General features: G+C 41.5%; 21 protein-coding genes. 10 read left to right on the forward strand and 11 right to left on the reverse strand.

The features are described from left to right. The first annotated feature begins 43 nt into the window (after window positions 1-43). From rsgA to EL244_RS16640, 4 genes are all read left to right on the forward strand, one after another. Entirely contained in the window at window positions 44-1,096 is a 1,053-nt protein-coding gene (gene rsgA, locus EL244_RS16625; RefSeq protein WP_006814572.1) for a small ribosomal subunit biogenesis GTPase RsgA, read from the forward strand. A 143-nt stretch (window positions 1,097-1,239) separates the two neighbouring features. Next, window positions 1,240-2,130 carry an archaetidylserine decarboxylase gene (gene asd, locus EL244_RS16630; RefSeq protein ID WP_006814573.1) on the forward strand — a complete coding sequence of 297 codons (891 nt, stop codon included), beginning with the start codon at window positions 1,240-1,242 and terminating at the stop codon, window positions 2,128-2,130. Window positions 2,131-2,183: 53 nt separating this feature from the next. After that, on the forward strand, window positions 2,184-5,525 hold the full coding sequence (mscM, locus tag EL244_RS16635; RefSeq protein ID WP_006814574.1) for a miniconductance mechanosensitive channel MscM: 3,342 nt from the start codon (window positions 2,184-2,186) through the stop codon (window positions 5,523-5,525). Window positions 5,526-5,582: 57 nt separating this feature from the next. Further along, window positions 5,583-5,912, forward strand: a complete 330-nt coding sequence (locus EL244_RS16640) for a hypothetical protein (protein WP_006814575.1) — start codon at window positions 5,583-5,585, stop codon at window positions 5,910-5,912. Between the two features lie 16 nt (window positions 5,913-5,928). Here the strand turns inward: EL244_RS16640 and EL244_RS16645 are convergent, their stop codons facing one another. The 5 genes from EL244_RS16645 to pldA form a co-directional block, all read right to left on the reverse strand. Continuing rightward, window positions 5,929-6,726: a tetratricopeptide repeat protein gene (locus EL244_RS16645; RefSeq protein ID WP_006814576.1), complete on the reverse strand. Its 798-nt coding sequence runs from the start codon at window positions 6,724-6,726 to the stop codon at window positions 5,929-5,931. A gap of 261 nt (window positions 6,727-6,987) precedes the next feature. After that, a complete protein-coding gene (gene yigL, locus EL244_RS16650; RefSeq protein WP_006814577.1) occupies window positions 6,988-7,800 on the reverse strand; it encodes a sugar/pyridoxal phosphate phosphatase YigL in 813 nt (270 codons plus the stop codon). 20 nt (window positions 7,801-7,820) lie between these two features. Then, window positions 7,821-8,816 (reverse strand): lysophospholipase L2, encoded by a 996-nt coding sequence (pldB, locus tag EL244_RS16655; protein ID WP_126462390.1) that lies wholly within the window; start codon window positions 8,814-8,816, stop codon window positions 7,821-7,823. 12 nt (window positions 8,817-8,828) lie between these two features. Next, window positions 8,829-10,655, reverse strand: a complete 1,827-nt coding sequence (recQ, locus tag EL244_RS16660) for an ATP-dependent DNA helicase RecQ (RefSeq protein WP_126462393.1) — start codon at window positions 10,653-10,655, stop codon at window positions 8,829-8,831. A 92-nt stretch (window positions 10,656-10,747) separates the two neighbouring features. Next, window positions 10,748-11,641, reverse strand: coding sequence for a phospholipase A (pldA, locus tag EL244_RS16665; protein WP_126462397.1), 894 nt, complete (start codon window positions 11,639-11,641; stop codon window positions 10,748-10,750). Between the two features lie 151 nt (window positions 11,642-11,792). On the opposite strand from pldA, the gene EL244_RS16670 reads away from it, so the two are divergent. From EL244_RS16670 to prfH, 6 genes are all read left to right on the forward strand, one after another. After that, window positions 11,793-12,263, forward strand: coding sequence for a thioesterase family protein (locus EL244_RS16670; protein WP_006814581.1), 471 nt, complete (start codon window positions 11,793-11,795; stop codon window positions 12,261-12,263). Between the two features lie 149 nt (window positions 12,264-12,412). Further along, a complete protein-coding gene (rarD, locus tag EL244_RS16675; RefSeq protein WP_126462400.1) occupies window positions 12,413-13,312 on the forward strand; it encodes an EamA family transporter RarD in 900 nt (299 codons plus the stop codon). 670 nt (window positions 13,313-13,982) lie between these two features. Beyond that, window positions 13,983-15,356 carry an APC family permease gene (locus EL244_RS16680; RefSeq protein WP_006814583.1) on the forward strand — a complete coding sequence of 458 codons (1,374 nt, stop codon included), beginning with the start codon at window positions 13,983-13,985 and terminating at the stop codon, window positions 15,354-15,356. Window positions 15,357-15,454: 98 nt separating this feature from the next. Then, complete coding sequence (locus EL244_RS16685; RefSeq protein WP_126462403.1) at window positions 15,455-17,176, forward strand: amidohydrolase; 1,722 nt, start codon at window positions 15,455-15,457, stop codon at window positions 17,174-17,176. A gap of 878 nt (window positions 17,177-18,054) precedes the next feature. Continuing rightward, complete coding sequence (locus EL244_RS16695) at window positions 18,055-19,188, forward strand: RNA ligase RtcB family protein (protein WP_126462406.1); 1,134 nt, start codon at window positions 18,055-18,057, stop codon at window positions 19,186-19,188. Continuing rightward, window positions 19,188-19,799 carry a peptide chain release factor H gene (gene prfH, locus EL244_RS16700; protein WP_126462409.1) on the forward strand — a complete coding sequence of 204 codons (612 nt, stop codon included), beginning with the start codon at window positions 19,188-19,190 and terminating at the stop codon, window positions 19,797-19,799. Before EL244_RS16695 ends, prfH begins: the two co-directional genes overlap by 1 nt. A gap of 198 nt (window positions 19,800-19,997) precedes the next feature. Here the strand turns inward: prfH and EL244_RS16705 are convergent, their stop codons facing one another. The 6 genes from EL244_RS16705 to EL244_RS16730 all read right to left on the reverse strand — a co-directional run bounded on the left by EL244_RS16705 (window position 19,998) and on the right by EL244_RS16730 (window position 26,512). Next, window positions 19,998-20,582, reverse strand: a complete 585-nt coding sequence (locus EL244_RS16705; protein WP_126462412.1) for a 2OG-Fe(II) oxygenase — start codon at window positions 20,580-20,582, stop codon at window positions 19,998-20,000. A 236-nt stretch (window positions 20,583-20,818) separates the two neighbouring features. Continuing rightward, entirely contained in the window at window positions 20,819-21,592 is a 774-nt protein-coding gene (locus EL244_RS16710; RefSeq protein ID WP_126462415.1) for a hypothetical protein, read from the reverse strand. Window positions 21,593-21,798: 206 nt separating this feature from the next. Further along, window positions 21,799-23,961 carry a DNA helicase II gene (gene uvrD, locus EL244_RS16715; protein ID WP_039854886.1) on the reverse strand — a complete coding sequence of 721 codons (2,163 nt, stop codon included), beginning with the start codon at window positions 23,959-23,961 and terminating at the stop codon, window positions 21,799-21,801. Between the two features lie 219 nt (window positions 23,962-24,180). Further along, the gene (gene yigB, locus EL244_RS16720; RefSeq protein ID WP_006814591.1) at window positions 24,181-24,897 is read right to left on the reverse strand and encodes a 5-amino-6-(5-phospho-D-ribitylamino)uracil phosphatase YigB; all 717 of its coding nucleotides are present in this window, start codon (window positions 24,895-24,897) and stop codon (window positions 24,181-24,183) included. Further along, complete coding sequence (xerC, locus tag EL244_RS16725; protein ID WP_269471767.1) at window positions 24,897-25,832, reverse strand: tyrosine recombinase XerC; 936 nt, start codon at window positions 25,830-25,832, stop codon at window positions 24,897-24,899. Before xerC ends, yigB begins: the two co-directional genes overlap by 1 nt. Further along, complete coding sequence (locus EL244_RS16730; protein ID WP_126462418.1) at window positions 25,808-26,512, reverse strand: DUF484 domain-containing protein; 705 nt, start codon at window positions 26,510-26,512, stop codon at window positions 25,808-25,810. The genes xerC and EL244_RS16730 overlap by 25 nt, the downstream gene beginning before the upstream one ends. Window positions 26,513-26,517 lie beyond the last annotated feature (5 nt).

Consider the following 26,517-nt stretch of genomic DNA (forward strand, 5'->3'; position numbering starts at 1 on the left):
TAGTATTATATAGACACTACATTATTCAAGTGAGAGAGGTCAGGTGGCTAAGCAGAAATTGTCGAAAGGTCAACAACGCCGCGTACAAGAAAATCATCAAAAAAGATTGAGAAAACAAAAGACAATCGAGATTGATGATAGTCAATTAGGTGAAGCTCAAGAAGGCTTAGTGATTAGCCGTTTTGGGCAACATGCTGATATCGAATCCGCAGACGGTACCGTACAACGTTGTAACCTGCGTAGAACCATTTCATCTTTAGTGACTGGGGATAAAGTCGTATGGCGTCCCGCAATCAACACTCAAAGTGATATAAAAATCAATGGCATCGTTGAAGCTGTGCATGAGCGACATTCTGTACTGACTCGCCCTGATTACTACGACGGATTAAAGCCAATCGCTGCCAATATTGACCAGATCGTTGTTGTTTCCGCGATCCTACCTGAATTATCCCTCAACATTATCGACCGCTATTTAGTGGCTTGTGAAACCACTGGGATCCAACCGGTTATTGTCTTAAATAAAGTCGACTTATTGGATGATGAGAATCGCGAATGGGTGAGTGACCTCATGACCATTTATACTGATATCGGCTATCAAGTGTTAGAAGTCTCTAGCCATACAAGTGAAGGAATGGAAGCGCTCACTAACGCTCTAGCAGGTAAAGTTTCTGTGTTTGTAGGGCAGTCTGGTGTCGGTAAGTCCAGCTTATTAAATACCTTACTACCGCATAATGCAGAAAGTATTTTAGTGAATGATGTTTCAGATGGCTCAGGCTTAGGGCAACATACAACCACGGCCTCCAGACTCTATCACTTTCCACAAGGCGGCGATGTTATTGACTCCCCAGGTGTTCGAGAATTTGGTTTGTGGCATCTCACCACGGAACAAGTGACCAAAGGATTTGTCGAATTTAAAGATTACCTTGGCGGATGTAAATTCCGTGACTGTAAACATTTAGATGATCCGGGTTGCTTGCTAAGAGAGGCAATGGAAGAAGGTAGAATCGCTGAGTCACGCTTTGAAAACTATCACCGTATTCTAGAAAGTATGGAACAGGTCAAACCTCGCGGTAACTTTACAGCCAAAGATAAATAATTCCCAAATCAGTCTAATATTAGTTAGTGGGCGCTTACATTCTTCGATGAATTAAAGCGCTTTCTGAAATAACTCGAAAGCAATTCTGTTTCAGATACAATAGCGCCCTTTTACTAACTTACCTTTAATAATCAGAGGTTAATGTGCTAGATAAAATCAAGATCCGCTTGCAGTTTTTACTTCCTAAACAAGGACTTACTCAACTTGCAGGTTGGTTCGCTAGTCGAAACGTTGGTATTGTTACCCAATGGGCAATAAAACTGTTCGCCAAAGCTTATAAAGTGAATATGAATGAGGCGCAAAAAAGTGAGCTAACTGCATACTCGACTTTCAACGATTTTTTCATCCGTGCGCTTAAAGACGGAGCACGCCCTATTGTTGAACCAGAGCATCAACTTGCACAGCCTGCTGATGGTGCAGTAAGCCAGTTAGGTCCAATTGAAGATAACCTTATCTTTCAAGCTAAAGGACACAACTATACCGTTGAAGCCTTACTGGCAGGCCAATATCAATTAGCTGAAAAATTCCGTGGTGGAGACTTTATTACCACTTACTTATCGCCAAGTGATTATCACCGTGTCCATATGCCATGCGATGGCTTATTAACAGAAATGATTTATGTGCCTGGAGATTTGTTCTCTGTAAATCCATTAACTGCGGCTAATGTGCCTAACTTATTTGCACGTAATGAACGTTTAATCTGTGTATTTGATACCCCATTTGGCACTATGGTACAGATTTTGGTGGGTGCGACGATTGTCGGCAGTATTGAAACGATCTGGACTGGATGTGTAAATCCACAACGTGAAGGTGTTATTAAGCGCTGGACTTACCCTGAACAGCATTCTGAAGGTGCTATCTTCCTGAAAAAAGGCGAGGAAATGGGTCTGTTCAAATTAGGGTCTACCGTGATTAACCTATTTGAACCTAACAAAATTCGCTTTAATTCATCGTTGATCCCAGGTTACGCAACTCGTATGGGTGAGCTACTTGCAGAGTCAACTGAAGCACAACACACTGAAAAAACTAGTTAATTATTTGAACTATAATTAACTAAGCCATTATATCTCTGAAGGAGCTCCTCACTGTGCGTTTGATTATCAGTTTTTTAATTAGCCTGCTAATCGTATTTTCATCTAGCGCAGCACCTATTTCTGCGCAAGATGAAGCGCTGATTACACAGGAGCTCAAACAGCTAGATCCAAGTAAGAACCCGAAAGATGCTGAGATGGCTCAAGCATTACAAGGCGCTCTCAATTGGATCAATGAAGCCCGTGAGGCGGATAACAAGGCAAAGTCATATCAAGATGCCATTGATAACTTTCCTAAAATAATCAAAGAGATTAGGCAAAATCTACTCAGTGAATCCGATACGCCATCCCCGATTCCGACAGGCATTAGCTTAAGTGAATTAGAACAAAATATTACCCTTTTGAGCAGTCAACTGCTCGATCAGGGACGCTTAATGCAGCAGGAGCAAGATAAAGGTCGAGAGATCAGTGAATCTCTGAATGCCTTACCCCAGCAACTATCCGAAGCTCGACGTCAGTTAACGGATGCATCTGCTCGTTTTCAAGCGCTCAGCACACCCTCAACACCTTTAGCAGAAGCTCAATATACCCTCGCTCAAGCCGAAGTGAGTGCTCGCAAATCTATAGTTAATGAATTAGAAATGGCGCAACTCTCCGCCAATAATCGCCAAGAAATTTCGCGTATGGCCCTTGAACTGGCGAAAAAACGCTATCAACGCCTTGAGCTCGAACTACAAAAATTACGCGATTTTCAAAATAGTCAACGCCAGCAAAAAGCTATTCTGGCATTAGAGCATACTGAAATGCTCGCAGAGCAAGGGGAATTGACCCCGTTCCTAAAAGAACAGCTCGATATCAACCGCAAAATGTCTCAAGAATTGACGGAACAAGCTCAGCGTATGAGTGAAATTACCGCCAACCAAGCTGAAATATCGACGAATATCCGTAATGCTCGCCAAACATTGTCGACCATTCGAGAACAAGCACAGTGGATTAGCAGCTCAAGTACTTTGGGTGAGGCACTGCGCACCCAGCTTTCACGACTCCCTGAAATACCTAAAGGGCAACAACTTGATCGTGAAATGGCCGATCTACGAGTTCAACGTTTGAACTATGAAGATATGTTGGAGCGCTTATCCAAGCTAGATGTGTCAGTCCAAGAAACAGCTCAGGATTTCGATTCAACACAGTCTCAAGTCTATCAGTCACTGATGAAGACGCGTAAAGAGCTACTGACGTCTCTGATTTCAGGTTTTGATACAGAGATGCTGGAACTCACGAAGCTCAATGTCTCAACAGGGCAGCTGACTGATGCATTAAAAGAAGTCAAAGACGCATCAAATCGTTATCTTTTCTGGGTTGCAGACGTTCCACCAATCAGTATTCATTACCCAGTCCTTGTCGTGACAGATATGACCCAGCTCTTATCTCTCGACACCTTGACACAGCTAACTGGTGCTCTTCAAGTTATGGTCACCAGCCAAGACTCTTTTTTATATCTGCTAGGATCAGTCATCTTGGTGATCTTTAGCCTGAGTACTCGCCGTCACTATCAAGCATTTTTGGACCGTTCGAGTTTACGCATTGGTAAAGTGACACAAGACCGTTTTTATCTCACCATTCGTACTATTTTTTGGTCAATTATCGTTGCACTACCGCTCCCTATGATGTGGTCAGCGATCGGTTACGGACTGCAAAGTGCGTGGCAATACCCAATGGCAGCTGCAATTGGGTACGGTGTGAGTGCAACAACGCCACTTCTGTGGTTGTTTATGATCAGTGAAACATTTTCGCGTCCAACAGGGCTATTTATCGCCCATTTTGGTTGGGATAAAGATGCGGTAAAACGCGCAATGCGCCACTATCGCTTAGCTGTTTTTGTGATTGTCCCGCTGGTAATGGCATTAATCACCTTCGAACATTATAGCGATAGAGAATTTGCAGCGACTCTAGGACGTTTATGTTTCTTAATTCTTTGTGTCGCATTAAGCCTGATTACTAATAACTTACGCCGCTCCAAAATCCCCCTATATTTAGATAGACATGGTTCAGGGGACAATATCATCAATACGGCTTTATGGTGGTTGATATTTATTGCTCCCGTGATTGCGGCTTTCTTCTCTGTTTTAGGTTATTTTGCGACCTCTCAAGCCCTATTAGCGCGTTTAGAGACTTCAGTGGCAATTTGGTTCGTGATTTTAATCATCTACCATACCATCCGCCGTTGGATGTCGATGCAGCGCCGCAAACTGGCTTTTGAACGAGCCAAGCAACGACGTGCCGAGATTTTAGCCCAGCGAGCAAAAGGCGAAGATGATTCACAATCTCCCAATGCAAGCGGAGAAGGAAGCATTGATATCGAGGAGCAAGTCATTGACCTTGATGCCATTAGCACGCAGTCCGTCGGGTTGGTACGCTCAATTCTAACCATGATAGCCCTAGTCTCCTTAATTTGGCTCTGGTCTGAATTACACACGGCATTCTCATTCCTTGAAAATATTCGATTATGGGATGTAACGTCATCCATTAATGGTGTTGAGACAGTCCAAGCCATCACTATGGGATCGATTTTCATCGCTATTTTAGTGATTATCGTGACTGCACAATTAGTTCGTAACTTGCCTGCGTTATTGGAACTTGCCGTTCTACAACACTTGGATTTAACCCCTGGAACGGGCTACGCCATCAGTACATTGACCAAATATAGCCTGACAATTATCGGGACAATCGTTGGCTTCTCCATGCTAGGGATTGATTGGTCAAAATTACAATGGCTCATCGCGGCGATGGGGGTGGGGTTAGGTTTCGGTCTACAAGAGATCTTTGCCAATATTATCTCTGGCTTGATGATTTTATTTGAAAAACCAATTCGTATCGGAGATACCGTTACAATCCGTAACCTGACGGGTAGCATTACCAAGATCAATACCCGAGCGACCACGTTAACTGACTGGGATAGAAAAGAAATTATTGTTCCGAATAAGGCATTTATTACTGAACAATTTATTAACTGGTCACTCACTGATACGGTAACCCGTATTGTCATGACAATCCCAGCTCCAATTGATGTAAAAAGTGAATTAGTCACAGATACCATTTTGCGAGCAGCCGAACGCTCAACGATGATTTTGAGTAATCCAGCCCCTGAAGTTTACTTAGTTGACTTGCAGCAAGGGATCCAGATTTTTGAATTACGTATTTTTGCTGCTGAAATGGGACTTCGTATGCCAGCACGCCATGAAGTTCATCAACTGATTTTACAAGCCTTTGCTGCTCAAGGTATTAGTCTGCCATTCCCGCCATTCCAAGCGCGTGTGGATATCCGTGAAAACGCAATACAAAGTGCCACCAGCAACGTCACTGGGCGCAATCCACCCCGTAAATCGGGTGAACTTTAATTTGTCAAAACTGAGGGGATTTTCCCTCAGTCTTCAACCTTAAGGTATTCGCTGAATATGACCCAAATCATCACTGAACAAGATGAAATTATTAAGCTAAAAGTGGCACAATTTGAACGAATTGGTTCAATTCTATTCTTTTTGATCCCACTGGTTATCTTGCTCATTGTGGGTAAAACCTTTGCCTTTAATACACTGTATTTATGGCAAGGATTTAGCGTACTGTATCTGCTAGTTTACCGTTTTCAAGTTAGTAAATTATCAACAAAACAGCTGCAATTGAGTGTGCGTCGAGGATGGGGATATAACCGATTTTACCGATTTTGTTGGGGATATTTGATTTTATCGATGATAGGTTTAGCGGGATACCACCTGATATCCCACTAAAATTTACGCTTAGAAATTAACTTTCTTCATTATTATTGCCGTAGGTTTTAATGTAATTATCAGCAAGCTTTTGGGCTTGTTTTAACTCATCGGCACTTAACTGTTCAGCAATTTTCTTTTGCAAGCGCTGGCTTTCTTTATTGCCACTATAAACCGCTGTAGACAGCCATGCATAAGCCTGCTGGAGGTTCTTTTTAACCCCTTTCCCTTCTGAGTACATAACGCCTAAACGGTCTTGAGAATTAGCATCACGCTGCTTTGCTGCCTTTCTAAACCAGAAAACGGCTTTTTCATTGTCTAATGCAACGCCACTACCGATTGAATACATTTGCCCAATTTTAAACTGAGCAATCACATTCCCGCTTTGAGCCGCTTTTCTATACCAGTACGCGGCTTTTTCGAGGTCTTGTTTAACCCCTAAACCTTGTGCATACATGGTTGCCATGTTGGTTTCTGCACGAGTATCGCCATTTTTTGCAGCTTCTTCATACCACAACATCGCTTTATCATAGTCACGGCGAACACCAAAGCCATTGACATACATCGTTCCCAAACGAAACTGAGCATCCGAGTTACCCTGATCCCCTGCTTTAATAAACCATTCTGCGGCTGTTTTTGAGTCTTGAGAAACGCCTTGACCTTTAAAGTAACGTTCGCCCAAAATAAACTGAGATGCTGGGTCACCTTTCTCGGCTAACTGCGTAATGTGCTCTATCGTAGTCTGTTCCCCTGCGGTTGAATTGGCAGAGGTGGCAAGTAACAATGAACTATAACAAACAGATCCTAACAACAGCGCTAACGCAATTCTTTTCATCCTATGCAATCCTCACCGTGCAGTATGATAACTGATAACTCCATGACACCCGTTAATATCGGCTAATCTGCAAGATTATATAGCCTAAACATTCTTTCCATACTCTGTAGTTTAAATTTACTGGTAGACCGACAAAATAGGATAAAAGACTTAATTTATATAAATAGCACTTTTCGTTACCATTTAGGAGCAAAAGGCAAATAAAAAGCCAGATAGTCATTTATTCTATCTGGCTTAATACTAACAATCATGCAAATTTACTTATTTGTTGTCCAAATATTTACTTCTTAGATAACGAGCCACTGCATCGTCTTTATTCGAACCAATCACTTCCATATGTGGAAGTTGATCTTTCAATAATTGATGTGCATTTTGCATAATGCAGCCTTTCCCTGCCAGCGTTAACATTTCTTTGTCATTCATGCCGTCACCGAAAGCAATACAGTCATGGGTACCAAAACCGTGAAGTGCCGTCACTTGTTTTAACGCCTCACCTTTAGATACTGACCCCGCCATGACTTCTAAACAGCTGCGTAAGGAGAAAGTCACGTGCACTTTGTCTTGCCAACGATTTTGAATACGCTGTTGCAGATCGACTAATAGGTCATGGTCTTCGCTCGTGTAATACACTTTGCAAACTTCATTCGTTGGAAAATCATGACGGTCAAACAGTTGATAATTAAAAACTGACTCTTTAAAAAATTCTTTCTGTTCAGGGCTTTCACGGTTAATAAACCAGTCATCACCGTGATAATAGTTGGTAATAATCTCAGGATGATCAAACTCCATTAAACAGAGTTCCTGAGCAATTTTAGAATCAACATTATGCTCAAAAATCAGATCCCCATTGGTATTGTGGATACGAGCGCCATTGGAGGTGATCATATACGCATCAATACCTAAACCATCACGGATCTGTGCCACATCGACATGATGACGTCCAGTTGCAAACACAAAGCGAACTTCTTCAGAAGCCACTAGCTGTTTTAATGTCTCTTTCGTATAAGAGGTTAAATCATGATTGGGAGATAAAAGTGTTCCGTCCAAGTCGGAAGCAACAACCGGATATTTCATACAGAATTCCCTAACAATAGCTAATGCTGGTCAAAAAAATCACAAATTGCATTTAGAGCCATCGCTCTTAATGCATCGATTTCAAACAGGATTTCGTGGTGAGCCCCTTCAATAATGAGAGGTAATTTTTCTTCTCGTCCTGTTTGCGCTTTTTGTCGGCTTTGACAAAAAGCTTGTAGCTCTCGATTGCTGACCACTTTCTCTTCGCTAGCTTCTAGCAATATCAGTGGGGTATCAATCTCTCCCGCTTTCGCAACCAGCTCTCGGCCAATCGCAAAACTTTCTCGTAACCAGTGGTAAGTTGGACCACCGAGACGTAATTCAGGATAATCCGCATAGTAACGTAAGTAACGTCGATAGCGTTCTTGGCTATGGGTTAATACATTGATTAAATAAGGTAAAGGCTGCCATTTACCCGTCGAAACCGCATAATCATTACGTACACTTCGACGAGGTTCTGCCCGCTCTACAATAAAACTCGCTAACCAATGAGGCATCGGTAAATTAACGCCAATCATCGGTGCACACAATGCCGCTGCGTCAAACGTGACATTATCCCGTAATAAATAACCCGCTAGAATCGCCCCTCCCATTGAGTGAGCTAAGGCATAACATTTGGGATAATGTCGATATTTGATTTCTAAATCAATAAACGTAGCAAAATCGTCAATATAGTCGGTAAATCTTTCCACATGCCCTTTTTGGGGATCCGCCAACATACGCCCTGATCGCCCTTGGCCTCGATGATCAATAATAAATACATCAAAACCTAAGTGATAAAAATCATAGGCAATTTCAGGATATTTTACATAACTTTCACTACGACCGGGTGAGATAACCACGGCTTTATGATGCTTGGCATGAATAAAACGGACATAACGGATAGGAATATCATCAACACCTAGAAACTCATCTTCTTCACGCAATTGCCAAAAATCTAAAAGTGGACCGTTGGTAAAGGCCGAAAACTCAGTTTCTCGATTTAACCAACTGGCTTTTAGGTTATCTGGCGTCATGCAGTTTTATCCTCATTCATAGCCTTCTAGGTGGTCTTGGATCAGCGACATAAACGCATCTCCAAAACGTTCTAACTTGCGTTCTCCAACCCCATTAATCAGTAATAACTCAACGGGTCGGGTTGGGCAATGTTCTGCCATTTCAATCAATGTGGCATCGTTGAACACCACAAATGGCGGGATATTATTTTCATCGGCGATCGATTTGCGTAACTTACGAAGTTTGGCAAATAATTTCTTATCATAATTGCTATGATAAATTTTCGTTTGTTGATTCCGGCTTTTTGTGACTAAAACTCTTGGCACTGCCAATTGAAGAGGCATTTCCCCACGCAGTATCGGTCTTGCGGCTTCAGTTAATTGTAGAGCAGAAAAATGCGCAATATTTTGCGTAATCATGCCAAGGTGGATTAATTGGCGGATCACACTGACCCAATGTTCATTGCTTTGCTCTTTGCCAATACCGTATACCGGTAATTTATCATGACCTAATTCGCGGATACGTTGATTATTTGCGCCTCTCAGCACCTCAACAATATAACCAATCCCAAAACGTTGCCCCACTCGATAAATACAGGACAAAGCTTTTTGTGCGTCCATCAGCCCATCGTAACGTTTTGGCGGATCTAAGCAGATATCACAGTTGCCGCAGGGTTGCTGGCGATTCTCACCAAAATAGTTGAGCAGGACAAGACGACGGCAAGTTTGAGCTTCCGCAAAAGCAGCAATGGCATTTAATTTATGTCGTTCAATATCTTGCTGCATACCCGCAGGCTTTTCTTCTAAACAACGACGCAGCCATGCCATATCTGCGGGGTCGTAGAATAAAATGGCTTCAGCTTCGACACCATCTCGTCCGGCACGCCCTGTTTCTTGATAGTAAGCTTCAATGTTGCGAGGAATATCGAAATGAGCCACAAAACGTACATTCGATTTATTAATTCCCATTCCAAAAGCCACAGTTGCTACAACAATCTGTAAGTTATCTTTTTGGAAGGCATCTTGTACCCACTCACGCTGGGCGTTATCCAACCCTGCATGATAAGCCGCAACGCTCAGACCCCGCTTTTGTAAACGTTCAGCAGTCTCTTCTACTTTAGTGCGGCTATTGCAATACACAATGCCAGATTTACCTTTTTGCCCTTTAATAAAAAACCAGAGCTGATCTAACGGCTTGTATTTTTCAACTAACGTATAGCGAATATTTGGACGGTCAAAGCTGCTGACATGCACTAAAGGATCGTTCAATTCCAACAAACGAATAATATCCGTGCGCGTAGCTTCATCCGCCGTCGCTGTCAGCGCCATCACTGGGACATTGGGTAATGTGCGCCGTAATTGGCCTAACGCACGATATTCTGGACGAAAATCATGCCCCCATTGCGAAATACAATGGGCTTCATCTACCGCTAAAAGGGTAATATTCCACGAGCTAAGCTGCTGAGAAAAATAGTCCGTCAGTAACCGTTCTGGCGCCACATACAGAAGTTTAATTCGCCCTTCTGCACATAATTCCATAATTTGGCGCTGCTCAAGTGGGGTCTGCGAAGAGTTTAAACAAGCAGCTTCAACGCCATGCAACTTAAGTTGATCAACTTGATCTTTCATCAAGGAAATTAACGGCGATACCACCAACGTAATGCCCGGCTTAACCAATGCAGGAACTTGATAGCAGAGAGATTTACCGCCACCGGTTGGCATTAAAACTAAGCAATCGCGACCATCAAGGATCCCTCCAATGACAGCTTCTTGTCCTGGACGAAATGATTGGTAGCCAAACGTACTGTTTAGCACATTTTCAGCCAGTGAAAGTTGATTGAGCACGCAAGCGGTAGACACGAATTTCCTCTACAGATTGAAACAAATAGCTGCTCGATAGGAGCAGCTATTGGCAAGATATTACCCTGAAACTTAAGGGATGTCTGCTCAGATTACATCATATCATTGAGCATTACGCCGATCCCGAAACGGGTTTGGCGGTGGTCATAGTCTATCATTGACTCACCATAACCGCTAAATAACTGGGTATAAAGTCTCACATGTTTCGTCAATGGATAGCTCCAGCCTAACTCTGCATTACCGTAACCCGAATTCCAATTATAGTGACCTGCGGCAGTCAGTACGCTATCCCCAAGAGCATAACCCACTTTCAAACGGTAATATCCGAGATATTTGTTGATATCTGGGTTGTCATCGCTACTTTCACTTTCTGGAATGCGATACCAAGGCTTCAGTTCCACCTGCCAGTTACCATTTTGAGCCATCGCACGGGCATAAATACGGTTCCAACTACGCGAAGTTGGATCTGAGCGGCCATTTGATTCATGGTTAAAACCCGTTTCGAATTCACGCAATGTCCAACCCGCTAACTCATTATCCAACGCCCAACCGACAAAAATTTGCGGCTCATAGTTGGTTTCACGAAACGGTGACGACTCTTTTTTATTACTTAATTGCCACCAAGAGCGTTGTGTATAAGACGCCGCCAAAACTGAGTTTTCCCCTGCAATGCCTCGCCAAATAGGGAATGCTAAACTTAATTGGAATTTGACTTCATCCTTTAAAGCATCTTTACCCCAGTCATAACTGGATATTGCTTGTTTATTAATCGATGAAGTATAAGTATAAATAATGTAGTTCGACTCATAGGGATACAATACAAACGGGTTATCATAATTTTGCAGTAACCCTGAGATGACACTCCCTCGAACCGGTATATTTTCTAATGTACTTTGTTGTTCAGGCTCGTCGGTATTTTCTGTGGCTAAAAGTGAAGCAGACCAGAAACAGAGCACAAAACTCAACAACATTTGTAAAGCGCGCATTCGCCATTCCTATTTCAGCAGCAATAAAAAAAGTTTGTCGTATTTTACACCTAAAAATGATTACCTGATGCAAGATTATTCATTTGTTTTATAGATATTACCACAAACATAATGGTAACTTATCATTAACATTTCAGACAGGATCTAGCCAATGAATGACCGTATCTATACTTTCGATGAAGCCAGTAAATTCATGAGTGATGCATTTATCTATAGAATGCCTTTTAACCAGCTACTCGGTATTGAACTTTTGCAAATAAGCGATGACTTTGTACAACTGTCTGTCAAGAATCGCCCTGAACTCATTGGTAATTTTACCCAAAATATTTTACACGGCGGCGTAATTGCTTCTATCTTAGATGTCGCAGGTGGCATGGTATGCATCAATCGTATCCTGAAACGTATCGAGCCTCTCGTTCATCAAGAGATTGCAGATAAGATGTCAAAAATGGGGACCATCGACCTGCGTGTTGATTATTTACGTCCCGGCAGAGGTGAGGTTTTTATCGCCAGTGCCAGTCTATTACGCGATGGTAATAAGATCGCCGTGACTCGCTGTGAACTACATAATGAAAAAAATCAGCATATTGCCACAGCCACAGCCACCTATTTAATTGGATGAAACAATTTGGCAAATAATTAATAACCTCATTAACTAATAGCTTGTAAAAAAACCTGAGCGATGTCACATTAATGGCATCACAAATCGAGCCAAAAAACGTATTGGCCTCGGTCTCTCAGTTTGACTTTATATCAATTTCAGAGCTATTCATGAGCCAGCAAAATACTACCAAAGGCGTATTATGTGCCTTGGGCGCCTATTTTATTTGGGGTGTCGCCCCTATTTATTTTAAAACGATTAAAGAAGTCCCCGCCGAAGAGATTTTGACCCACCGTATTATCTGGTCATTTTTCTTTATGTTGATACTGCTCACGCTCTCGCGTCACTGGAGCTATTTCCGCCAAGTATTAAAACAACCTAAAAAAATATTAGTTTTAGGTGTTACTGCGGTCACTATCGCATCTAACTGGCTGATTTATATCTGGGCAGTCAACAACGGTCATATGCTACAAGCCAGTTTAGGCTATTTTATCAACCCATTAGTTAACGTTTTGTTCGGTATGCTATTTTTGCATGAACGTTTTCGTAGAATGCAGTGGGTTGCTGTAGCACTGGCTCTCACTGGGGTTCTGATCCAACTATGGCAATTTGGTTCAATACCAATTATTGGTTTAAGCCTTGCAGTTACATTTGCCACTTATGGGCTACTACGCAAAAAACTGGGTGTTGACGCACAAACAGGTATGACGTTTGAAACCCTATGGTTACTCCCTGTTGGCGTTATCTTCTTGTTATTCTTTGCAGATAGCCCAACAAGTAATATGACAATGAATAGCTGGACATTAAACCTATTGTTGATTGCAGCGGGTATCATTACCACAATTCCTTTATTGCTTTTTACTGAAGCTGCTAACCATTTACGCCTTTCCACTCTGGGCTTTTTCCAATACTTAGGCCCAAGTATTATGTTTTTACTGGCGGTCTTTATGTATGGTGAGGTAATGACACAAGAATTGTTAATTACATTCGGGTTTATTTGGGTTGCATTAATTTTATTTACTTTAGATGCATTATATACCCAACAAAAGCTAAGACGAAAACAACATTAATTTTGCTAATTTATGGCGCTAACAACCATAAATGCTATTTAAAATAAATCCTGACCTTAATATTAAATTTATATTAAGGTCAGCGTTTCATTAAATGGAACTTTATTCGTTAATTTAATTAATACAATTAACCTGTTTATTAGCAAATAACCCTCTATCATTTCTTTGCATCATTATAAAATTTAAATAAAAAATAAATTATTCAATAAATTCAATTGGTTAATCTAAAAATCAATACTTGATTTTATACAAATAATAATTCATATTTAACTTAATTTTATTCAAAATCAACTTATACCCTAAATACATCAACTCATTGAAATAAAACAGTATATTTATTTATAGAAATAAATGATTGCTTAATAGTAACTTGATAATTATATTGTACGCCGCTTGTATTCACCCCAGCGGATGGTAATGGTCCGATTCATTACTGACGTTTCATTAAAGTGCGCACGATGTCAGGTATTTATATCTGCCCTGGTGCGAGGTTTTCTGAAATTGAATACAAGGCGTTCTACCACATACCTAATTAATTCATTTAAGTATGTAAAAAATACAAAAACATGTAGTGCTATAGCTTCCGTTATATGGCTGCATTTTAGGTTCGCTCCGCCTGTCTATTCAGAAAGAGCTGACGTTGTTAAGGGCTTTTGGGAAGGGCTTCAAAATGCAACAGAATACCGTTCACATGAAACGTGTACTGACCACCCCTGCGTTAGTGTTTTTCGGGCTGGCCTATATGGTGCCTCTCGGAATTTTCACCACCTATGGACAAGTGACTGTATTAAGTGAAGGGCACCTGCCTATCGCTTATTTAATTACACTCGCTGCTGTCTTTTTTACTGCTATGAGCTATTGCCGCATGACGAGCGCGCTCCCTCTTTCTGGGTCCGCATACTCCTATGTGCAAAAAACCTTTGGTGGTACTCTTGGATTCTTAGTCGGTTGGGCACAGCTCCTCGATTATCTATTCCTACCGATTATCAACTACATTGCAATTGGGATCTTTGTCCACGAAGCTCTCCCTAATATTCCAATGCCAGTCATTATTTGTAGCACAATTGCCATTGTCAGCTTAATGAACATTTTGGGTATCAAATTGGTATCTTGGATGAATATGCTGATAATTCTGATGCAATTTGTCTTCATCGCTGTCTTTTTATATATCTGTTTCCAAAACGCATTTGTCTTGGACATGGATGCATTAATGGCTCCGCTAACGGTAATGTCTTCACAAGCTTCCGGATTATTTGCTGGAGCAGCCGTGCTCTGCTTAGCGTTTTTAGGCTTTGATGCTATTTCAACCATGGCGGAAGAAACCAAGGATGCGCGTCGCTCATTACCAAAAGCCATTCTGTATACGGTCTTTATTGCCGGTGCGATGTTTATTGCCATTTCTTACGGTGCCCACTTGATGTACCCGATGTGGCAAGACTTCATTCCGAATACGGATGTCGCCAGTCTCGCAGTGATGCAAAACGTTGGCGCTAAAATGCAGCTTATCGGCGCATCTCTAATGGCATCTAGCTTTATCACCGCCTATGTCATCGGTGTGTTTGCGTCTGCAATGACCTCACAAGCAAGTATTGTGCGTATTTTCTACGCAATGGGCCGTGAAGGCGTATTGCCGCGTTCATTCTTTGCTTACTTGCATCCACGTCTGAATACACCAATTTATTCGATTATCTTTGTTGCGGTGGCGTCATTGTTGTCGCTGGTATTGTCACTGAGCATGGTGGCATCCATGATCAGCTTTGGGGCATTAATCGCATTCACCTTTGTGAATTTGTCGGTGATTAAACATTTTTATATCGACCGCAAAGCCCCTCTTGATAGCACCAAATTGCTGACCTGCTTAGTCATGCCATCCATTGGTGTCATACTCACTTTATGGTTATGGACAAGTCTAGATGCAGAAGCCTTCACTGTTGGCTTATGCTGGCTAGCAGCAGGGGCAGGTTACCTCACGCTTCTGACTCATGGTTTTACTCGTCGTCCTCCGGCTATTTCTGACGCCGAAACCGAGATGATTATTAATTAATTTTTACTATTCGACTTAATGATTACGGGGAAGCTAAGCCTTCCCCGTTATTTTTTTAATTCTGGCTCCTAACGAGCCCTTGATACAGACGGTTTACGATGAATAATAAAATTGCTGATGTTATTTATTTCAACGGTTATATCTATACCGCAGACAGTCAGAATAGTGTTGTCGACGCTATCGCCTTAAAAGAAGGTTATATTCTTGCAACAGGGACTTCAGACGAATTACATCAATATGTTGGTCCAGAAACCGAGAGCATCGACCTTGAAGGTAATATGATGATGCCGGGGATTATTGATGGACATATGCACCCGTTTTGGGGCGGTATCCAGCTGTTCGGTTGTCACCTAAATTATGAATCCCTGACTATCGACCAAATTTTACAGCGCGTGCAAGATCACCTCGATAAAGATCCTCGTACCGGCGAAAATGACTGGCTAAAAGTCACTGCATGGTTACGCCAAGGCATGTTACCAGCAGGTATTGATATGTACCGTGAAGATATGGACAAGCTCAATACAAAGCGCCCAGTGGTACTATTTTCCAATGACTGCCATACCTTATTAGCCAATAGCCGTGCCTTAAAATTATTTGGCATCACTAAAGAAACCCCCGATCCAGCAGATGGCAAAATCGGTAAATATGAAAATGGTGAACTTAACGGTATTTTGGAAGATGCTCCTGCAATGCGTGCTGCCGATAGCATCCCTTCAATTCGTGCAGATCAGGCTGTCGAAGTCGCCGAATTAGTCCAAAAAGTTCTCAATCAACAAGGCGTTACCATGGTGATGGATGCGCGAGTTTCTGAACAGCAACTTGAAGCTTTTGCACAGTTACAGCAACGTGGCGATCTCACTTTACGCTTTCAAGCTGCCCGTGAAATTACTCCAGATAATACGCCAAATGTCGCTGCTGTTGCAGCTGCAGTCGATGAAGCCGTCGCATTTGCGAAGAAATGGCACCAAGCACAATGGACTCCTGAACCGGGAATTGGTCTGCGTAATATCAAAATGTTCGTGGACGGCGTGCTGCAATATCCAACCATGACCGCATCATTATTACAGCCATACCGTGTGAATAAAGGGACAGATAGCGCACCTAATTGGGTAGAAACTGATAACTACGGTGACCTGTATTTTACGGCTGAAATTCTTGATGAACTTCTCGAAAAAATTGCTGCTGCGGGCTACGATCCTCACTTACATACCGTAGGTGAAGGCGCGGTTTCCATCGTCTTAGATGCCATTGAAAAAATGCGTGCCGCCCATCCTGAAAAAGATATCCGTCCAGGATTAGCACATAATGAATTAGTTGATGCAAAAGATTATGAGCGCTTTGCGCGTTTAAAAACTATTGCTTGCCTCTCATTCCAATGGGCTGCACCAACACCAGAGTTAGCAATTTTTGAAAAAAATATGCTGGGTGAAACTCGCTTTGAACAACTTGAACCTATCGCAAAATTCATTGATGCGGGTGCCGTTGTTGCTTTTGGTAGCGACTGGCCAATTGATGATTTCGATGAATGGTATGATTTGAAAGTCGCAGCAACCCGCCGTGGCCGTGATATTAATGGCCAGCCAGCCCCAAGACTGGATAACGACCGTGATATGACCGTAGTCGAGGTTTTACGTTCAGCGACCATTGATTCAGCCTATGCGCAACATCGTGAAGACGTTTTAGGCTCACTTGAGGCGGGTAAATTTGCAGATATGATCGTTCTAGACCGCAACGTGTTTGAGATCCCTGCTGACGATATAGAGAATGTAAAAGTATTACGTACTATTGTGGGTGGAAAAACCGTTCATATCGCTTCGTAGTTTTTTAATTAGTTAAAATAGTAAAAGTGCCCCAATTATATTGGGGCACTTTAGTTTGGGTGCTTGATATCCCAACCGGTAATAAAAAAGAAGAAAGAGTGGGAAATTAACTGTCATTAAACTGAATTAATTTAGGTTAAATCGATTTAATTTCCCTACTCGATGATTAATTGATTTCGTAATCCAATTTCACCTGAACAACTGTATTGTCATTATCAATATGCAAATAGCTTAATCTATCCTTTATTAAAAATGAGCAACCCAATATTGTTACGCAAATAGAAACTACCGCTATCATTGCGTACTTTGTCATTTCTCCTTGACCTCTTTTTTATTAAGAGGCACACTCCCGATTGTCTGGTTGGGAGTGCAGCCTCGTTGGTGAATATCACTAACGGGGCTTTTTCTTTCCCAGACCAAAAATAAATGCTTGAACTGAGCAAGATCAAGCACCCAGCAAAAGAGTAGCAAAGTTAAAATAGTGAAAATATACCTATTTGCGCTTATCTTAATGAAATATTTTTATAATATTCAAATCTAGAATTAAATATAAATTTGAGTTTTTCATTATTATTTATCATGAAAATAATTAATTTCTCATTTATTAATTACGTTAGGATAAAGATTAATTTTACACTTTTTTTCCCTTCCCTCTTGCAAAAGAAAAATGTTCTCGTTACTATCCGCCGCGTTTTCATTCATTCAATCAATTCACTGCAAGGAGGTTCATCATGACAACAATTAATCAAACTCTTTGCGGGCAGAACCAGAAATAGTCTTAGACGTTAAAAATCGTTTTAAACGTTAGTTCAGCTATCGTCTCAAAATTTGCCTGCTAATCACCTTATTTTTCACATTAAAAATGAGTTTAATAGCTTATGGGCAATACCCTTCATTCTGTGGGCGAACATATCCGTTATATCGCGACAGAATCTACATGGATTGAAAGTAAAGCAATCCAGCAATTACAAATAACCGCTAATTTACCCGACATGGTTTCTGTGGTCGGCATGCCTGACTTACACCCTGGGCGTGGCTACCCAATTGGTGCTGCATTTTTCTCTGCTAAACGCTTCTATCCGGCGTTGGTGGGTAACGATATCGGCTGTGGCATGAGCCTGTTCCAAACCGATATTAAGCGTGCCAAAGTTAACTTGGATAAGCTGGAAAAACAGCTGTCTGAAATGACGGATCATGCACCATTGGAGTGGCTAGATGAGCTCGTTCCTGAGTTCATGAAGTCCCATGATTTTATGGCATCCCTCAGTTCCATTGGGGGCGGTAACCACTTTGCGGAATTCCAGTCCGTCGATAAAATCGTAAACCAAGCGCTGTTTGAGCAAAGCGGTCTTGATAAACAAAAATTATTGTTGCTCGTACACAGTGGCTCGCGTGGTTTAGGGCAATCCATTCTACGTCAACATGTTGAACAACATAGTCATAATGGGCTGGATGAGCAATCTGATGATGCTGAAATTTACCTCAACGCACACCAAGACGCACTACAGTTCGCACAAATCAACCGCCAATTAATTGGACTGAGGATGATGCAACAAGTTAAGACATCTGGAGAGCAGCGTTTCAGTCTCAATCATAATCTTGTAGAGCCATGTCGTATCGACGGTATTGACGGCTGGCTACACCGCAAAGGTGCCACGCCATCAGATAGAGGTTTCGTGGTTATCCCCGGCTCTCGAGGTGATTACAGCTATTTAGTCGCACCGATTGCCAGTGATTTAAGCTTAAATTCCCTTGCCCATGGCGCAGGACGAAAATGGATGCGAGCAGAATGTAAAGGTCGTTTATCTCATCGTTATACGCCGTTACAGCTATCTCGCACCGCCTTGGGCAGTCGCGTTATTTGTGCAAACAAACAATTGATTTATGAAGAAGCACCGCAATCCTATAAATCCATTGAGTCCGTTATCGAAAGCATGGTAAACGTCGGCATCATTCAGGTTATTGCCCGCTTAGCGCCGGTGATCACCTATAAAACGAGCGGAGATTGCTAATGACATTATTACAATTTTCCTCAGCTCAAGGGCCGGATGAATGTTGCATCGCCGTGGAAAAAGCTTTTTCCTACTTTTTAAAAGAGGCCGCTTTGTTAGATGTTCAAATTGATGTGTTGGAATCTTTTCCCTCAAAACAGGGGTTAAAGTCCTTGTTAGTCTCCTTAGAGGGGAAACAGAGCGAGCAACTGGTCAACGTGTGGAGTGGAACCGTTCAATGGCAATGCCAAAGCCCCTTACGACCACGTCATAAACGCAAAAACTGGTTTATCAGCGTGATTGCGTTTTCGCCTATCCAGCCTTTAGAAGAGAGTGAAATCGAATATGAATTTACGAAATCTCAAGGTGCTGGTGGCCAGCATGTGAATAAAACCTGTTCTGCGGTACGTGCCAAGCATGTCTCAACAGGGATTAGTGTGAAAGTCCAATCAGAGCGTAGCCAACATGCAAATAAGAGGCTAGCGAAAGAGTTAATCCATTGGAAGCTCAGTGAATTTCAATCTCAACAGAGAACGGATCTCGATAAACAACGTCATCATTCTCACTATCAGATTGAGCGTGGAAATGCATCAATAACGTTTGTTGGGAATGAGTTTAAACGAGTTAACTAAGTTATGGGGAACCACAATATATCTGTGGTTCTCCAATTAACTACCTAGCAGCAGTACTGAGTACCAAGATAATAACTTTAAAATAACGGAATTAATTTAAAAAAATAAACTCATAATTCATATACAACTTTTAGTTTTATTATTGGGATTATTAATTACAGCCCGCCCCTTTGCAGAGGCGGCATAGACGAGAAAGGGTTACAGTATTTTTTCGGTTAGGAACCAACCGGCAATACTTTCACGCTTTTGTTGGGTAGGCAGAACTTCATGGGGAAAATCTTCTGATAAGAAAAACACCATACGACCCGCTAGTGGTTCTAGCTTAAATAGCGCTTTATCTTGTAAATCATACATCACTAGCTCACCACCATCACCCAGTTGCCATGACTCATTCATATAGAGTACCGTGGTGATTTTACGACGCCCTTGCCCTTTAAAATTATCCACATGTTTCTTATAAAACCCGCCATTTGGATATCGACAAAAATGAGTCTCAAAATCACGCAATCCTAAAAATAACTGATAATTCAGCTCCTGACGCAGGCTTCCCATTTTATCCAGATAGCGAACAATTGGTGCCCCCATATTCGATTCGAGCCAAACAGTTTGGTCTCCACGTATCCCTTTATTGTCTTGTAATGTACTTTGATAGCCAATGCGTGCATCTTGCAACGTTTCGGGAATACATTTTTTAATAGCCTGTACGTCTGATAAATCAAGAAAATCATCCCACACATACCAACCTTGTGAGGCAAGTGAATCAATAAGTTTATCGATGGACATGATGAATCTAAGAGTGGTTATTAGGTAATATTTTATACTTTATTATCAGAAAAAATTAAAATTAAAAACGTGAATCTTGATGATTCAACAAATATATCGATAATTAATACTAAGAATAAGCTTTGATAAAATAATATTTATCACTTTGATATAAAAGTAAATATATACCATTATAGATATTAAAAGGGCTCACCATAGCAGGAGAGCCACCTAGTCCAATCTACAAAATTATAGGGTTAGTGTGTCGCTCCACACATAGCCGTTCTACCCAAGCATACTCGATGACTATTTAGTTTTTGATCCTGTATCGGAGTGTCTATACTTATCAATGAACTGCTTTCATCACTAGGTTTAAATTCTGAAATTTGTTCACTAATCAATGAATCCCCACTATGGGTAGTATTCCTTAGTGCCAACACTTCACTATTCAACGCATTTTGTTTTTTCTGAATATAATCATTGATTATCTCTTTTTTTAACTCTGCAATTTCAGCTAATGCATTATTAATATGCTCAGACTCATTGTTTAGCTTAACAATGTTTCTTCTTATTGCGTTCGGCAATGTATATTTATAATTATTCGACATTTTTTGTGACACTTTTGCAGCTAAAATTCGTTCCTTCCTTGCATCTAAAGCAATGTCATATTGATTTTCATTAATCGCATTATCTTGGTTATTAAACTCTTGATTATTTTTTCCATTATTAAATAATGCCTTATCTTTGAATATGGTACTTTTCATTTCTGAAATAGAATTTAACGTAAGATCATATTTTTCTTTAAACGAATAAAATTTTGCACCTACAATAAACATTTTCATTTGATAGGCATTTATTACCCCATCTGATGCAATAGAAGTATCAAATTGATATTTAGATATTTCCCTTCCCATCTGTTTATCTAAGGAAGACCTTAATTTATTAATTTTATCAATTCTATTTTCGACTGAGTTTAATAGACTACTTAATCTTTCATATTTTGAATAATTCAAATCAAAATCAATTTTCATGTATAAAAATCCCTTTAAAATAAAAGAACATGAATTTTATTTTAATAATATAAAAATAACTAATTTATATTTAATATATTAGATAATAAAAATATAAATAAAATGAACATTAGTTTTAGTCACAATGATTTAATTTAAATTTTTATTTATATGAAAGGATGAAGCAGAAATTAAACATTATTTCTGCTTCATTTTACTCACAATAGCTAGATATTTTCTAGCCGTGCATAAGATGCCACCAGCCATTTAATCCCTTGCCCTTGAAAAGCAATTTGTAGGCGGCAATGCTCCCCACTACCTTCAAGATTGATAATGGTGCCTTCCCCAAATTTAGGGTGCATCACTCGCTGCCCTAATGCATAGCCAGAATCATTTTGGCTAATTGGCGTACCTAAACGTTGATGGCTAACAGGACGAGAAATTGTGGCTCTTAAGCGAACTTCTTCCACGCACTCCGTCGGCAGCTCACCAATAAACCGTGAAGGACGATGGTAAACTTCTTTGCCATATAAGCGGCGGCTTTCTGCGTAAGTGATGGTCAATTTTTCCATCGCACGGGTAATTCCCACATAAGCAAGGCGACGCTCTTCTTCAAGGCGACCACTTTCATCCATCGACATTTGGCTTGGGAACATGCCTTCTTCCACGCCCACCATAAATACAACAGGGAATTCCAGCCCTTTTGCTGAGTGAAGCGTCATTAGCTGTACGGCATCTTGGCTCACATCCGCCTGACTTTCACCAGATTCCAACGCAGCGTGAGATAAAAATGCCTGTAGTGGCATTAAGTCTTGGTCTTCATCTTGATAACTAAAATCACGGGTGGCGTTAACCAGCTCTTCCAAGTTTTCGATACGCGCTTGGGCTTTTTCCCCTTTTTCTTGCTCATACATCGCTCGCAGGCCTGAGTCCTTAATCACGCGATCAGCCTGAACATGCAGCGGCATATCTTGGGTTTCTTTAGCGAGGGCATCGATTAATTCAAGGAAACGTTCAATAGAACTTGCAGCTCTTCCGCCGAGGACTTGCTCACGAAGTAAATATTCACAAGCTTCCCAGAGGGTTAACTGCTGGTCCCGTGCCGTTTGGCGAACCGTATCTAGCGTACGCTCACCAATTCCACGAGTTGGAGTATTCACAACGCGCTCGAAAGAGGCATCATCGTTACGGTTAGCAATTAATCTTAAATAAGATAATGCATCCTTAATTTCTTGGCGTTCAAAGAACCGTTGGCCACCATAAATCCGGTATGCCATAGCACTTTGAATTAACGCCTCTTCCAGCACACGGGATTGGGCGTTACTGCGATAAAGAATGGCGCAATCTTGCAATGCACCACCATTTTCATGCCACTGCTTGATGCGTCCAACCACATAGCGAGCTTCATCTAATTCATTAAATGCACAATAGAGAGAAATTGGCTCACCATCACCGTCTTCCGTCCATAAATTCTTACCTAGACGGTCGCTGTTATTGGCGATCAGTGTGTTTGCTGCTTTCAAAATATTATTGGTAGAACGGTAATTTTGCTCAAGACGGATCGTTTCTGCGCCGGGGAAATCATTCAAGAAGCGCTGAATATTTTCCACTTGAGCGCCACGCCAACCATAAATAGATTGGTCATCATCCCCAACAATCATCACTTTACCCGTATCACCTGCCAATATGCGGATCCAAGCATATTGGATACTATTGGTATCTTGGAACTCATCCACTAAGATATTGGTAAAACGTTCACGATAATGTTGTAAAACATGAGGCTTATTCAACCAGAGTTCATGTGCTCTTAGCAGTAATTCGGCAAAATCCACCAGCCCTGCACGGTCGCAAGCTTCTTGATAAGCTTGATACACTTTCTGCCAAGTTGCCTCAACTGGATTACCGTAACTTTCAATATGTTGAGGTCGTAATCCTTCATCTTTCTTACCGTTGATGTACCACATCCCTTGGCGGGGTGGCCATTGTTTTTCATCCAAATTCATGGCTTTGAGCAAACGGCGGATCAAGCGATATTGGTCATCACTGTCCAAAATTTGGAAGTCTTGTGGAAGATTCGCATCTAAATAATGCTGACGTAGCAGACGGTGAGCTAAACCATGGAAAGTACCAATCCACATCCCACCTTCACTAGTTCCGATTAAATGATTGATACGATGACGCATTTCTGCGGCAGCTTTATTGGTAAATGTGACGGCCATAATCGAAAATGGAGATGCATTTTCCACCGACATTAGCCAAGCAATACGGTGTACTAATACGCGCGTTTTACCACTACCCGCACCCGCAAGTACCAGTAAATTAGTGCGCGGAGCAGCAACCGCTTCACGCTGTTTGTCATTAAGACCTTCGAGCAGATATGAGACGTCCATAGTTACCATCAAAGCAAAACAGTGGCTTACACCACTGTGAGGTTGCTGACAAAGAGGGATAAAAGCGTGGTTTTTCCCTCTTTGTGTTATCAGTCGAAAATCAATAAATTGATTTTCCTCGTTTATTTTCACACCCAAAAAGATCTGTTTCCAAGCCCTATAGGTCTGGAAACGATCTAACAGTGGCTTACACCACTGTGTTTTTATACAGAAAAAGGATTATACCAATGACAAGAGAGAAACCAACTTAGAAATTTCAACATGAGGTAATAAACGAACCTCTTTTTCTTCCATCAGGGTCTTATCGCCAGTATTAATCCAGCATGCTTGCATCCCGCTATTAATTGCACCTTCAACATCTGTCAGTAAATTATCACCCACATGTAAAATGGCATTAGGCTCAAGATTTAAGCGTTGAGCAGCAAGGTGATACATATCGCAGAAAGGTTTTGAGCGCCCATCAGGACCCGCTTTTAACACAAATTCAAAATAGTCGCCCAACCCACAAGCTTGGGGTTCTGCATTTCCATTAGTGATCGCCACTAATGGTAGCTTTTGTGCTAACTGAGCCAATATTTGATGCGTGGATTCAGGGACATGGATTTGATTACGCCAATAATTAAAATGCGCCATAATGTCATCCGCCCCTTTTAAAGCATCCTCTCTGCTATAGCCATAATGGCACAGCATCATTTTAGCGGATAACCAACGCCAGCGCGTAATATCATGGCAAATACTGGGTTCTTGTTCTTCCACTAAATAGCGAAATGCATAAATGTCATCATTAGTGAAATGATGAAAGCGTGGGTCATATTCGCGAATAAAGCGTAAAACTTCAGCTTCTGTTTTATCAATCACCGGATGGTTATCGTATAAAGTGTCATCCAAATCAAAAGTGATGGCTTTGATCGGTGATAAAGGACGGTAAAAATGCATTACGATTTCTCCCTCTTTGCTCGCGGATGAGCCACATCATAAACACTGGCAAGATGTTGGAAATCAAGATGGGTGTATATCTGCGTCGTGGAGAGGTTAGCATGACCTAATAGCTCCTGTACCCCACGTAAATTACCACTTGATTCGAGAATATGAGTAGCAAAAGAGTGGCGCAATTTATGGGGGTTAATATGGCTATTCACCCCTTGCTTAATTCCCCACTGTTCAAAACGCTTTTGCACGTTACGGTTAGAAATTCGTTTACCACTTTGTGTCGAAATAAAAACAGCACCGTCTTCAGGATCATAAAGTTCACGCATCTCTAACCAGCGCTTTAACCAGTTGACCGCCGTTTTTCCCATGGGGATCCGACGTTCTTTACTGCCTTTACCCATGACCCAAACCTCACCAGAATTCAGATCCAGATGCTTCACATCCAGCCCAACAAGTTCGGAAAGACGTAACCCCGCACCATACATCACCTCTAACATGGTTCTATCACGAACGACGAGAGGGTCACCGCTATCCATATTCAGCAATTGGGAAACCTCGTCCACATCCATATTTTTGGGGAGACGCTTTTTGCCTTTCGGTGCATGAATAGTTTTAACAGGATTTGCGGGGAGTTCACCTTGCTCTACCATCCAATCGCAAAAACTACGCAGTGCAGACAAGCGAAGTGCCATACTTGCCGCTTGCAAACCTGTACGGCGACTTTTTGCGGCGATATTACGTCCGATCGCAATATCTAATTGTTGCCACTGGCTGACTTTAAGCTCATCAAGGATTTGGCAGACTGCGCTCAACTGTCGGCGATAATTAGTGATAGTCACAGGGCTTAGTCTACGTTCAACACGTAAATAACGTAAAAAGGCTTCCACTTGGGTCATCAGCCCTTCAGGCTGAGACTCTACAGACGTTCTATCCACTGGCATAATAACCTCGGTAGAATTTGAGCCACTTTCTCCAGCATCACGGTTCCCATTCCTTGTTGATAATGATCACGGTCACGGCTCGTGAAAATCACCATGCCAGACTCTCCGTGATGACCAAACAGTGAAATAGCGACCGACCCGACATTATGGGCATCTGGGAGTAATAACTGGATTTCTGGACCGTTTAAGCGCCCAAGATAATTAAGATCGCTACCAAACCGTTGAATTCTGACTGGCTCAAATACCCGTCGAGTTATCATCAAATCACATGCATCTAACGGGGCTGATAACCGCCAGCAATCGTTAAATAAGCGCACGGTTGCACCTGACAGCCCAAGTTTCTTCGCCCAACGATTTAACGAAAATAGCATTTCTCGCAAGCTACTTGCAGATGACATTTCAATGACTAAATAGAGAAGTTCATCGAACAGTTGTCCATTTTCATGGGCTTGTTCCACCATAAAACGGATATCTTGTTCAAGATTTTTGATTTTTTGACGCTGTGTACTCATCACCAATTCAGGCAGCGAAATGGCTTCCTGAACGGCATGAGGAACCTTGAGTTGTTCAGCAAGAGCCGCATTGCGGATAAAGAAATAAGGGTTTTGTTTTAAATATTGCACCACATCCTGCTCATCTATTCCATGAGCGATGTCTGGTACGCTTTCACTCTTCTCCATTATTT

This window comes from Providencia rustigianii (assembly GCF_900637755.1).
GTDB classification, from domain to species: domain Bacteria; phylum Pseudomonadota; class Gammaproteobacteria; order Enterobacterales; family Enterobacteriaceae; genus Providencia; species Providencia rustigianii.